Origin of the sequence: Rhodococcus sp. EPR-157 (assembly GCF_001647195.1) — a bacterium.
GTDB lineage: Bacteria > Actinomycetota > Actinomycetes > Mycobacteriales > Mycobacteriaceae > Rhodococcoides.
In genome coordinates, this window is the sequence record NZ_LVCV01000497.1 from 1 (window position 1) to 11,743 (window position 11,743).

The following is an 11,743-nucleotide window of genomic DNA, read 5'->3' on the forward strand; positions in this document are numbered from 1 at the left end:
CCACTACCTGCACGTGCGGTCGTCGCGCGCTGACTCGACTCCCGTGCTCCTGTGCCACGGGTGGCCGGGGTCGTTCCTCGAGTTCCTCGACCTCATTCCACTGCTCACCGAGCCGAACGACGCCGACGTCCAGGCCTTCGACGTGATCGTGCCATCCGTCCCCGGATTCGCCTTCTCCACACCGTTGTCCGGCGACGGGTGGAGTACCGATCGCGTCGCGCAGGCGTTCGTCGAGTTGATGAGTGTTCTCGGGTATGGCTCCTATGTGGTGCAGGGCGGTGATTACGGTGCCGGAGTTGCACCGGCGATGGGTCGTCTCGATCCGGAGCACTGCATGGCCATTCATGTCAACGGGTCCATCGGTGCGCCGTTCCGGGAACCCGACGAGGCGGAGCAGAAGCGTTGCACCGAAACCGAATTGGACCGCTACCGGCGGGTGGGCGAGTTCATGGAGTCGGAGTTCGGGTACATCTCCATCCAGTCGACGCGTCCGCAGTTGATCGGTGCTGCCCTGACCGACAGTCCGATCGGTCAGTTGTCATGGATGCTGGACAAATTTCGCGCGTGGACCTACCCGTTCGACGAGGAACCGGATGGCACCCTCGGCCGTAATCGGATACTCGCCCACGTCACCCTGTACAGGTTGACGCGGAGCGCCGGGAGTGCCGCCTACACCGTGTACGCGGCGGAGGGTGGGGCGTGGGCCGGTCCGCAGGCAAAGCCGTCGCAACCGGTCGGTGCCATCATGTTCGCGCACGACATCGGCATCAGGCACCTTGCGGAACAGCAGTTCGACATCGTGCACTGGACCGAGGTTCCGGATCATGGTGGTCACTTTGCGGCGATGGAGGAGCCGGTGCATCTTGCCGCGGATCTGCGCTCGTTTCTGTCCGCGTTACCGTCGGCTGGTTGACCGACCTCTCGGGCCGCTGGAGGTGGGGCTCACTCGCTGTGGCTTCTGCCGTCGGGTATCAATCGATCCGGCCTGCGAACGCGCGTCCGGTGGAAGCAGCGAGTCCGAGCAATCCGCGCAACCCCGGCAATGATCCCGCCAGTGACCACACGGTGTTCGTCGAAGATTCGTCGGTCGGCTTGCCCGCGAAGCGATCGGAGAGCCAATCCAGGGTGACGGGGGCTGCGATCGGGTGCAGCGACAGGTGTTCGCTGAGGCGATCACGGATGTACGTGACGTTCGCTCCCGCAGCGCGATACCGGCGTACTTGCCCGTCCACGTCGTCCACGTCGATCATCGGATCATGCACCGCCTGCACCACGAGAAGCGGAAACTTGGGTGCCGACTTGCCGGGCTGAATATCCTGAAAAATCTGCGCTATCTCGGGTGTCGCCAGGAGGTCTGCCATCGGGATGTCGAGGTGCCGCTCCAGATCGTGCATCATCATGGACACGACTGCGTGCACTGTCGTCTTGCGGTGCAGGGATGAGAGGTTCTCGAGCCCCGCAGCAGCAACGTGTTCGCGAACGAGGCGGTCGAGCACGGGGTAGGTGCGACGTAAGCCCTCCACCACCATCGCGGGCAGCGCCGCGAAGATCGTGCCGTTGAGGCGGGAAAATGCGGACCCGGGATCGCCGACGGGCGATCCGAGTGCAGCACCGACGATGTCGAGTTCAGGAGCGTAGTCGGCCGCAGCCTCGGCGGCCCATGACGTCGCCAACCCGCCGCCCGAGTACCCCCACAACGCGACAGGGGTGGTAGCGGCGAGGTCGAGCGGCTCGAAAGACAGTGCCGCACGGGCGCCGTCGAGTATGCAGTAGCCAGGTTCGATGGGTGCTCCCCACTGCCCGTTCATGCCCTCGTGATCGGGAAGGGACAGAACCCATCCGCGGCGCAGTGCGTACAGGATGATCATGAACTCGAACTGCGGCACGGAGCCGACGGCTCGAGCGCCCGCACGCAGGACATAAGACGGGAAGCACCGATCCGACACGGCGTCGATCGCGCACTGATAGGACAGCAGAGCGCGATGCGGTCGCTGTCGGCCCCCGGCCGGAAGAATCACCGTCGTGACCGCGACACGCGCTGCCCCGTCGAGGCCGGTGGTCCGGTACAGAAGTTGCCACGCAGACACCTTCTGTCGAATGACGCCGAACAACGCGAGGGTCACCTCGCGGGACCGCAACACGGTCCCCGGCTCCGCGCTCTCGAAATCGGCCGGGGCCCGATAGAACGGGTCCATGCTCGGAATCGTGATGCTCGACTCCGAGTCGGCGTGGTCGGCCGTGACTCGCGGACGACCGGTCGACGCGGCAACGGGTTCGATACTCATGGTGAATCTCTTCCTGGTGCGGGTGCGATGGCTTCGACGAGTTGCTCGATTACTGCTCGGGAGACTGCATGTGACGCCGCGTGAGTCAGCAATCCCTCGACGACGAACGTACCGATGCGGAGCATGGCATCGGCCGCCTCCCCGGACAGGCCTGCAGCTTCGATATCGGCGGCGAACAGCGATTCCGCGAAGGCATGAAACCCGTTGTGCCATTGATCGATGGCCTCGGACTCGGTCACCCGATCGTGAACGGTGGAGACCAATGGACCGACTCTTCGTAGCCGCTCTACCAGCCAGAACAGCCGGTCGGCCAGTGGTAGATCGACGACGTCGAGGTAGTCCGTTGCGTCCTCGGCGGCGATGGCCGTCAGAACAGCGACCAGGATGTCGTCTTTGTCGCCGAAGTACCAGTACAGCGTGTTCGCGGTGACGCCTGCTGCTTTCGCAAGACGGCTGATCGAGGTGCGATCGAAGCCGTCGGACACGAACATCTCGCGCGCGGCGACCAAGATGTCCTCTCGCTTGCTCTCCCGGTCGTGGAGTCCGCGATTCCTGGGCATACGACGAACTATATCTTGAATGGTCTTCAAGAGCCTGATACCGTCCTTGGATACCGTTCAAGAGGGGGGCCCGTCGATGTCGAAGACTGAAAGAACTGCGCTGATCACCGGAGCATCAGCGGGCATAGGGGCGGCATTTGCTCGACACCTCGCGGCCGAGGGGCACAACCTCGTTCTCGTCGCGCGGCGCGAGGACCGACTCACCGCACTGGCGGACGAGTTGTCGTCCCAGCACGATGTGCGATGCGACGTCTTGCCTGCGGATCTCTCCGATCGCTCAGCGCCCCGGGCCATCGTCGAAGAAACGAAATCCCGCGGCGTCGACGTCGATATCCTGGTCAACAACGCGGGCATGTCGGGGAACTCCACGTTCGCAGATGCGCCGTTCGACGCACTCGCCGCGGAGATACAGGTGATGATCACTGCCGTCACCGAACTCACTCATCTCACGGTGCCCGGCATGAAAGAACGCGGATACGGCCGGGTCGTGAATCTGTCGTCGTTGGCGGCGTTGCTTCCACCTGGTGCAAGTCTGCTGTACACCGGAATCAAGTCCTATGTGCTCGACATGTCGCAAGCACTCGACATGGAGTTGCGGCCGCACGGCGTCCACGTGACTGCGCTTTGCCCTGGGTTCACCCACAGTGAGTTCCACGACGTCATGGGAACCCGAGATGCAGCGACCTCCAAACTGCCCTCTCTCCTGTGGCAGACCCCCGAGGACGTCGTCCGAGAAGGATGGCGGGCAGTGAACAACGGCACGCCGGTGTGCGTGCCCGGGATGGTCAACAAAGTAACTGCTGCTGCAGCGAAGCCGATTCCGACTCGCATCGGCTACTACCTCGGCAAGACCCTCAACCCTTTCAAACTGTGAGATCCGATCGCCACCTGCTGCAGAACAGAGAGACAAACGCATGACCACCGACGACCACACCGGCTTCACCCGAACCGAAACATCGTTCATGTCGGACGGAGTTCGTTGCGCGGCTACGGTCTTTCGTCCTGGTATGTCCGCAGCCAGTGCGCAACCGGCAATCGTGATGGCGCACGGATTCGGCTCTCCTCGGGCGATGCGCCTGTACGCGTACGCCGAGCGTTTCGTCGAGGCCGGTTACGTGGTCTGCGTCTTCGACTATCGGTTCTTCGGGGACAGTGACGGCGAACCGCGCCAGCTGTTGGACGTGAGTTCGCAGCTTGCCGATTGGCGCAACGCAGTCGACTTCGCTCGCTCGCTCGACGGCGTCAACGAGAACCGAATCGTCGGGTGGGGCACGTCCTTCGCCGGCGGGCACGTACTCACGTTGGCGGGCAACGGCGTTCGATTTGCAGCGGTCATAGCCCAGGTGCCCCACATCGACGGCATTGCCGCCGTTCGCGCGACCGGGTTCAGGCAGGCGTTGCGGCTGGCGCCGGCCGCCATCACCGACAGCGTCCGCGCCGTCCTCGGGCGATCGCCGTACTACGTCGACAGTGTCGGGCTGCCTGGCGCACGCGCCGTGATGGTCTCGCCCGATGCGATGAAAGGGCGTGACCGCTTGGTCCTCGAGTCGGGCCTGACCGACGGCGACTACCCCGAGACTGTGGCGGCGCGGATACTGCTGAAGATCTGGCGATACTCTCCGGGCCGTACGATGTCCGCGATCGACTGCCCCACGCTGGTGCAGATCGCGTCCGACGATTCCGTCACCCCGGCGTCCGTCGCGCAACGCGCCGCGGCAAGAGTTCGCAAAGCAACGGTACGTACCTACTCAGGCGGTCATTTCGACCCGTACATCGAGCCACTGTTCTCCTCGGTGATACGAGATCAACTGATGTTTCTGGCCGACAACGTGCCCTTGAAACTACGGACGGTTCCCTCCGCCTGATCGTGCGGTTCGCTGCACCCTATCGTTCTCGGATTGGATCATCATGCCCAACGGCTCGAGCAGTTCCGAACTCTGGTTGCTGCGAACGTACTTCGGCGGTGGCGACGCCGTGTGGAATGCCCTGACGGAGCAAGCCCGCAGCGCACGATCCGCAGTATCGGGCGCGGCACTGGTTCTGTCTTCGGACCAGACGCAGTGTCATCAGCGCATCCAGCGGGTCCTCACCCGACTGGCCACACGCGCGGAGGCGAACGACGGACTGTACGTGGCGATCGCAGACAAGCAGACGTTCGTACGCCACGATCGAATGCTGCTCACCATCGACTGTTCAGCAGTTCCACGTGACGCCGAGCGGATACCGATGACCCGCATGGCCCCATCCCGAGCTTTCCGTTTGGGCCTCGATCGACAGACGGACACCGGGCACGTGGGCGAACCGAATCGGTTGTCGATGCTGCACACTGCACCCGCACTTCGCAATTTCGAGCGGACCGACCTCGACGAGGCCGGCGATCTCGCAACAAACGTAAGCGACGCGATTCGAGCTAGCCTGGGTTGGAGGACGGCGATGACGCGAGACGGAACCTATGGGTAGACACCGGGAGTCCTCGGCGACCTCCGGGTCCGCCCACAGACCCGGCGACCCTCGCTCGCCCACCGACACACCCGACCACCAGCTGCGCATCGGAGTCGTCGTACTGACTCTGTTGTTCGGCCTCGTCGGTATCGGTACCACATTCACACAGGACGGCCCCACCGATGGTCTCGGCGCAGCGTTGACCTACACCGTCTGCATCAGCACGATCCCCGTTGCACTAGCAATGAGCAAGGCCGAGTTCAGTATCGACTGGTGGTCCCGCCGAGCAGCCGTCAACAACTGGTTCGTTGTCTACTGTGAACTCGGAGTCACCTCCGTCACAGCGACTTTCGCAGATCCCACAACGTCGATGCAGGGTGCGATGCTGCTCGCGTTGGTCGGTGCATATGCCGCCCACTTCGCTCGAGCGAAGGTCATCTGGTTCCACGTCGTGTGGAGCACCGCTTACGTGCTTGCGCTCGGAGCCATGGCGCTGGCAACGGACACTGCCGACACCGTATCGATCGTGCTGCGAGTGGTGGTGGCCGTCATCGTGATCAACGGCTCTGTCACGCTTCTGTCGGCGTTTTCGAGTGCGGTGTTGACGTCTTCTCGGGTACACCTGTCCGATGCGATGACGGACCCGTTGACCGGAGTGCTGAACCGGCGGGCCTCGAGGCCAGAGCAATCGGCACCAGAGACGGCGCTGTCTACCCCGCAATCCTGCTGATCGACATCGACCACTTCAAAGCAATCAACGACCACCACGGCCATTCAGCGGGTGATGTGGCACTGAGACTGACAGCGATGCGCCTGACCATGTCTGCCGGCCGGCACGCCGTCGTCGCGAGACTGGGTGGCGACGAATTCGTCGTACTTGTTCCGGATCCGACGCCGACCCTCGGCGAGTTCGCAGACAGGTTGCGTCGTGCTGTACACAACGTCGACGACGACATCGCGATCACGGTCAGCATCGGCGCTTCGTTGCCTCAAATGGAACGCAGCACCTCCCGGGAAGTATTCGACGGGACATTGGCCGCCGCCGACGATGCTCTCTTCACTGCAAAACGTAACGGTCGCAACCGTATTGCTCTGGCTCGCCCACGCATCGCGGAGAGTCCGAATTGAGAGTATTGCTGCCAGGAATGTGCGATGAGGCATCCGCGGCACACTGTCGACATATGGACGTCGGTGGTCTCCCACGGATCTGAGTGGACCACGGAGACAGCGGATTCGAGATCCGCGTCGGACGGTATGTTCTCCGACGGCGTATGTTCGCATTTGTGCAGCTCAGGTCGGTTTTCGTGTTGAATGGTCGACTCCGAGCGTGGCTCGGTGCCACGAGGCTGTCACAACTCGGTCTGGGTGAGCTGTCTGACCTCGTCGATAGCCGTGACCTTTCGGGTCCACTCATGGAAGGGTTTTTGTGAAACAGGTTTCCTGCGTAGGCTTCCGATACGGACTTTCGACCAGGCCGAGCACAGCAGATTGGCGGCGCGAGCGACGCGGCGGCGGCCGCGGTCGTCCCCGACATCCCTCCGGCGGTTTCCGCTAGCATCGCCGGGCACGGTCGAATCATCCCGCTCGGAGGGGGCCGGCGCACCTACGCGACCGCGGTCGCTTCACTGCCTGGCGCGACCGCAACGGGCATGCCGCGTTGATGCGTCGCCGCAACCATTAGCACGCGAATCGCCGCGATCAACCACAAGCACCGCACCACCGGCATGTCTCCGTCCGCCCACGATCTCGTCGCTGCAACTCTGCCCGCGAACCTGCGAGTACGCCGTGGCGGAGAACCGACCCGGAACCGCCGACGTCTGACGGGCCAAGAAATCAGTTGAACGCGGGCATCTCCGCGTTCTAGGACTTCGCTCCGGACGGCCGACTCGTGCCGAGATCAAGGTTGCGCACCGAATTCCTGCACGCGACCGCCGGTGCGTGACTTCGCAAGTCCGCGTGCGACGGCGTCGTCGAGTACGAGTTGAACCGTATCGGTTGAGTACCCGATACCTTCGGCAACCCCGTCGGCTTGTGCGATCCCTTGGATCCGAACGGCGTGCAGCGTCTCGAAATCTTGAGACTTGACGGACAACGAGCCAAACAGAGCCGACGCGATCAAGATAACGCCGAACACCGTGAAGACGGCCTTGTCGGGCACTGTGCGTGTGGCCCAATTCGACCATGCCACCGACACTCCGCCGAACGCGAGACCCCAGAGAATGACAAGAGATATAGACAAGCCGTGGATTTCGGGTAGTAGAGCAAGACCGAGGGCCGCTATCCGCGTGATCCGCGATTGGCGGGGGCTATCTCAGCGATCCACCGGCGTACACCTCCGGCTGCATTCAGACGGGCTTACAAGCGAATTACCGGACAATCGCCGGGTCGACGCAGAACCATCGCGCAAGCGCAGTCCGTTGTGGGCAGACTTGCTTGACGTTTCGATGCGATCGTCACGACCAGCCCACGACAAGCCGCGCCGATTGCTCGGGAATCGTTGGATCCACACCGGTGATCTTGGCGAACCGGTGGAGGCGATTCGACACAGTGTTGCGATGGCAGAACAGTTCGTCCGCGGTCCGCCCGATGCTTCCTGTCTTCAGATAACTGCGAACACATTCCTCGAGTCGGATGCGCTCCGAATCGCCGCAGGACGCCAGAGCATCCTCGACATCGATGAGTAGTCCTTTTCTGCTCTCCTCCAAACCGGCCCTCGCAAGCCGCGCCCACCCGCGACTCCAGGTGACGGCGGCAGTGTCCGCGCGTGTGATCGTTCTGGCGAGGTCGCGCGCGATGTTGGCGGCCGCTCGAAGACCGCGCAGGCCATCGTCGGACCCGACCAGCCCGACGCGAAGTGCAAGGATGCCGGGGTCGAGCTCGGTGGCATGAGACCCCTCGAGATCCGCTCTGCGCATGAAGGCAATCAATGCATCGCCGAGGTAGTGCGTGTACACGGGTGTTCCGGAGCGTTCTGTTTCGGATATGTACACCCGCAACGGCGGAATATCGTCGCCGGCTGCTCCGATGACCAGAAGGGGCGCACGCGGAGGGATTCCGAGCTCGGCCGCAATCGCATCCACCCGATCCGTGTCCGTGGATCGGGGATCCTGAAACAAATTTGCGATACGGCCTTGCAGCGCGGAGGATTCCTCTCTCAGCATCCGGTCTCGCTCGGCCATATATGCCCGTTGGGTCTGGGCGGCGTATTCGTCGACGGTTCGAAGCACAATCCACGTGTGCCGGACCAATAGTTCGGCGTCGCTCGGGAAAGACGCCGAGGTGAGTGCCTCCCACAACACGTTGTAATCCAACCGAATTGCACTCATCAACGAGGTGATCGGTATTCCCGCTCGAGCCCGCGAGGTGCCGACGTCGTTTGCAACGGGGACGAAATTGGGTAGGCCGCCTGCGCGGAGCCCCTGGAGCATGGCGGTGAAGGCCATCCGGCCAGTGCGTTCGATCTCGGAAGTCGGCAGAGGTGACGAGTCGTACCCGGCGATGGAGGCGACACGCTCGATGAAGGTATCAGTCAGCTCGATGACGTCGAGACCGTCGAGCAACTCCTGCCATCTACGCGAGTCGCGAGGGTTGGGTTCGTCACCGAGCCGTTGAGGTTCCACGCGATTCACCGGTCCAGGATAGTGCAAATGCACAAGAATAGGCATTCATTCGGCGGGGAATGCCTAGGGACAGTGAGGAAATTACCTGCAATGCTTGCACCAGGCCGAAATCCCCCGGGGATGAAAGCAGACCGAATCCCTCCTCCCTGATGGAGAGTTATGACGTACACACAATCGACGTCGATCGAGTTCGGCGCCGTACATGAACTCGACAGGAAGAGCGCGAACAAAGTCGCCTTCGGCGCTCTGGTCGGCTCTGTTCTGGAGTACTACGACTTCTTTCTGTTCAGCGCCGCAGCCGCTCTGGTCTTCAACGTCCAGTACTTCACCACCGGCAATGCGACGGTGGCTGCTCTGGCCTCGTTCGCGACCTTCGGCGTGGGCGTAGCCGCCAGGCCGATCGGCGGCATCGTTTTCGGCGCGATGGGCGATCGGATCGGTCGCCGAAAGACACTGATGATCACGATCGTCGGTATCGGATTCATCACGGCCCTGATCGGGATCCTGCCCACCTACGCGGCGATAGGAATCACCGCGCCCGTCCTGCTCGTGTTGCTGAGAATTGTGCAGGGATTGTTCGTCGGAGGTGAATGGTCCGGCGCCTTGACCTTGGTCGTGGAGAATGCTCCACTGCATCTTCGAGCGCGATACGCCGTCATTCCTCTCATCGGATCCCCAATCGGGACGATTCTGTCGTCTGGAGGGTTCTTCCTTGTCACCATTTCGATTTCGCAGCAGAACTTCGATTCCTGGGGTTGGCGCATTCCATTCCTCCTGTCGTTGCCGCTGCTTCTTCTCGCCGTCTACATTCGACGCAAGCTCGAAGAATCTCCAGTCTTCCGTCAGCTCGAGGAAGCTGGAGAGCTATCGAGCAATCCAGTGAGCACGGCGTTCAGACAGAGCTGGCGTCAAATTGTGATTGGTATGGCCGCGTCACTGCTCGGAATGGGCGGCTTTTACCTCGTCACCACTTTCTGTGTGTGGTACGGAGTGAACGTACTCGGATACAGCCGAACATTGATGCTTCTCGGGACCATTGTCGCGGCTGTAGTCGAAGTCTTCGTCATCCTTCTCAGTGGTCGGTTGGGCGCGCGATACGGTTCGAGCCGGGTTATTTTCTGGGGTGGGATCGCCTCTGCTGTAGTGGCTTTGCCCGCATTTCTACTGCTGAACTCCGGCGTTCCCGTCCTTGTCGTGTTGTCGATGACACTGGCTGTGGCGACGTTGTCGTTTCCCTACGCCGGTACCGGTGCCGTCCTGACTGGACTGTTCCCCGCGGCCACTCGCTTCACAGGTGTGGCCGTCGCGAACAACACGGCCGCCATGGTTGCGGGGTTCGTTCCACTTCTGGTAACCAGTCTCGTCGCTGCCGCACAGGACCACTGGTGGCCGGCCGCCCTTGTCCTTGCATTGATATCGCTGATCACCGCATCGGCAGGTGCGATCGCGCCAAGGTTCAGTGTGGACCTTCCGGGCTTCAAGCACTGATCACGGACGGGACATACTCATGAAACTCGACCTCTGCGTGCGGGCGCGAGAAATCATCACCATGGATCGCGCCCGGCCAGCCGCCACGGCTGTCGGGGTGATCGGTGGCCGAATCGTCGGGTTCGACGACGAAATCGCCGGTATCGAGGCGACCCGAACACTGGACTTCGGAGACGCGTGTATGACACCTGGTCTGATCGACGCCCACTGTCACACTGTCTGGTGGGGACTTGGACTGTCGGCTGTCGATCTGAGCCGCGCCGCCTGTTTGAACGATCTCTACGGACTGATCGAGTCGGAGGTCGAGCGCATCGGTGACGATACCGGTGCCTGGGTGCACGGCACCGGCTTCAACCAGGGCCACTACAATGGCCAGCTTCCTGAGATAGATCGGCTCGACAGCCTGACCGGCGATCGACCGTTGTACTTGCGGCACACCTCGGGCCACGCCGCATTCGCGAACACCGCCACCTTACGGCTCATCGGTGCTTTCGACGACGGCTTCGAAGTGCCCGCCGGCGGCATGATGGGTAGGGATGGCGACGGGCATTTCACCGGTCTGGTCGAAGAGTCGGCGCAGGGTTTGGTCCAATCGTTGCTCCTGCCCTACTCCACCGAGCAACTTGTGGAGGCGATCGACGAAGCAACCACAAGGTTTGCTGCACAAGGCATAACAAGCTTCACCGAAGCCGGTGTCGGTGGGGGATGGATAGGACACAGCTCCATCGAGATTGCGGCTTACCAACTGGCATCGGAGCGCAATCATCTCCACGCCCGCGCCCAGCTGATGCCCACGATCGACGCGCTTCGGCCACTTGCCGCACACTCTGCGGACTTTCACGGCGAGGCGACCGGTTTTGGGCTGGATCTCGGGATTCGGTATGGCTTCGGTGACGACCACCTTCGATTGGGCCACGTCAAAGTTTTCCTCGACGGCTCGTTGCTGGGGGCGACGGCGGCAGTGACCGAAGACTTTTGCGGACACGATCACAACCGAGGCTATCTCCTGGACACGCCCGAAGCGTATCGAAAGCGAGTACTCGCTGCGTATCGGTCCGGCTGGCCACTTGCACTGCACGCCATCGGGGACGCGGCGATAGACCTAGCACTCGATCTGATCGAAGAAGCCCAGAAGAGTTATGGCCGACATGCGCCGCCGTGCCGAATCGAGCATTTCGGTATTGCTAGACCGGATCAGGTTCTCCGTGCCGGCGAGCTCGCGATTGCAGTGACTCCACAAGCCGGCTTCATCGGGCCCCTAGTAGTACTTTGTTAGGTTGGGAATCTGTGGTGGCAGTGCGGGCAGGTTCCGATCCAGATGGCAAGTGCGCGTTGAAGAATGCGGAGT

12 protein-coding genes are annotated in these 11,743 nt (G+C 62.2%); 8 read left to right on the forward strand and 4 right to left on the reverse strand.

What is annotated here, in order from left to right; all coding sequences use genetic code 11:
• Positions 1–913 (forward strand): alpha/beta fold hydrolase (locus A2J03_RS22375; RefSeq protein ID WP_068378371.1); only part of this gene is annotated, 913 nt, incomplete at its 5' end.
• 58 nt (positions 914–971) lie between these two features.
• Here the strand turns inward: A2J03_RS22375 and A2J03_RS22380 are convergent.
• Positions 972–2,285: a lipase family protein gene (locus tag A2J03_RS22380; RefSeq protein ID WP_068378373.1), complete on the reverse strand. Its 1,314-nt coding sequence runs from the start codon at positions 2,283–2,285 to the stop codon at positions 972–974.
• Positions 2,282–2,845, reverse strand: a complete 564-nt coding sequence (locus A2J03_RS22385) for a TetR/AcrR family transcriptional regulator (RefSeq protein WP_068378375.1) — start codon at positions 2,843–2,845, stop codon at positions 2,282–2,284. The genes A2J03_RS22380 and A2J03_RS22385 overlap by 4 nt, the downstream gene beginning before the upstream one ends.
• 76 nt (positions 2,846–2,921) lie before the next feature.
• Between A2J03_RS22385 and A2J03_RS22390 the strand changes: the two genes are divergently transcribed.
• From A2J03_RS22390 to A2J03_RS31795, 5 genes are read left to right on the forward strand one after another with little or no spacing between them, the layout of a single operon-like run.
• Positions 2,922–3,719 carry an SDR family NAD(P)-dependent oxidoreductase gene (locus A2J03_RS22390; protein WP_068378392.1) on the forward strand — a complete coding sequence of 266 codons (798 nt, stop codon included), beginning with the start codon at positions 2,922–2,924 and terminating at the stop codon, positions 3,717–3,719.
• Positions 3,720–3,759: 40 nt separating this feature from the next.
• Positions 3,760–4,710, forward strand: a complete 951-nt coding sequence (locus A2J03_RS22395; protein ID WP_068378376.1) for an alpha/beta hydrolase — start codon at positions 3,760–3,762, stop codon at positions 4,708–4,710.
• A 43-nt stretch (positions 4,711–4,753) separates the two neighbouring features.
• A complete protein-coding gene (locus A2J03_RS22400; RefSeq protein WP_068378378.1) occupies positions 4,754–5,305 on the forward strand; it encodes a DUF6924 domain-containing protein in 552 nt (183 codons plus the stop codon).
• Entirely contained in the window at positions 5,298–6,017 is a 720-nt protein-coding gene (locus tag A2J03_RS31790) for a hypothetical protein (RefSeq protein WP_068378380.1), read from the forward strand. The genes A2J03_RS22400 and A2J03_RS31790 overlap by 8 nt, the downstream gene beginning before the upstream one ends.
• A 23-nt stretch (positions 6,018–6,040) precedes the next feature.
• Positions 6,041–6,415 carry a GGDEF domain-containing protein gene (locus A2J03_RS31795; RefSeq protein WP_231912655.1) on the forward strand — a complete coding sequence of 125 codons (375 nt, stop codon included), beginning with the start codon at positions 6,041–6,043 and terminating at the stop codon, positions 6,413–6,415.
• A 769-nt stretch (positions 6,416–7,184) separates the two neighbouring features.
• Here the strand turns inward: A2J03_RS31795 and A2J03_RS31265 are convergent.
• Both A2J03_RS31265 and A2J03_RS22425 read right to left on the reverse strand, forming a co-directional pair.
• Complete coding sequence (locus A2J03_RS31265) at positions 7,185–7,526, reverse strand: hypothetical protein (RefSeq protein ID WP_082898018.1); 342 nt, start codon at positions 7,524–7,526, stop codon at positions 7,185–7,187.
• A gap of 214 nt (positions 7,527–7,740) precedes the next feature.
• The gene (locus tag A2J03_RS22425; protein ID WP_197480918.1) at positions 7,741–8,916 is read right to left on the reverse strand and encodes a helix-turn-helix domain-containing protein; all 1,176 of its coding nucleotides are present in this window, start codon (positions 8,914–8,916) and stop codon (positions 7,741–7,743) included.
• Between the two features lie 150 nt (positions 8,917–9,066).
• Here A2J03_RS22425 and A2J03_RS22430 point away from each other — a divergent pair, with 150 nt between their 5' ends.
• A complete protein-coding gene (locus A2J03_RS22430) occupies positions 9,067–10,395 on the forward strand; it encodes an MFS transporter (protein ID WP_068378390.1) in 1,329 nt (442 codons plus the stop codon).
• Between the two features lie 19 nt (positions 10,396–10,414).
• Positions 10,415–11,671, forward strand: coding sequence for an amidohydrolase (locus tag A2J03_RS22435; RefSeq protein WP_082898019.1), 1,257 nt, complete (start codon positions 10,415–10,417; stop codon positions 11,669–11,671).
• The last annotated feature ends 72 nt before the right edge of the window (positions 11,672–11,743 follow it).

Coding starts and splice junctions, on each gene's coding strand:
- A2J03_RS22380 (WP_068378373.1), bottom strand. CDS start 2,285: ATGAGTATCGAACCCGTTGCCGCGTCGACCGGTCGTCCGCGAGTCACG.
- A2J03_RS22385 (WP_068378375.1), bottom strand. CDS start 2,845: ATGCCCAGGAATCGCGGACTCCACGACCGGGAGAGCAAGCGAGAGGAC.
- A2J03_RS22390 (WP_068378392.1), top strand. CDS start 2,922: ATGTCGAAGACTGAAAGAACTGCGCTGATCACCGGAGCATCAGCGGGC.
- A2J03_RS22395 (WP_068378376.1), top strand. CDS start 3,760: ATGACCACCGACGACCACACCGGCTTCACCCGAACCGAAACATCGTTC.
- A2J03_RS22400 (WP_068378378.1), top strand. CDS start 4,754: ATGCCCAACGGCTCGAGCAGTTCCGAACTCTGGTTGCTGCGAACGTAC.
- A2J03_RS31790 (WP_068378380.1), top strand. CDS start 5,298: ATGGGTAGACACCGGGAGTCCTCGGCGACCTCCGGGTCCGCCCACAGA.
- A2J03_RS22430 (WP_068378390.1), top strand. CDS start 9,067: ATGACGTACACACAATCGACGTCGATCGAGTTCGGCGCCGTACATGAA.
- A2J03_RS22435 (WP_082898019.1), top strand. CDS start 10,415: ATGAAACTCGACCTCTGCGTGCGGGCGCGAGAAATCATCACCATGGAT.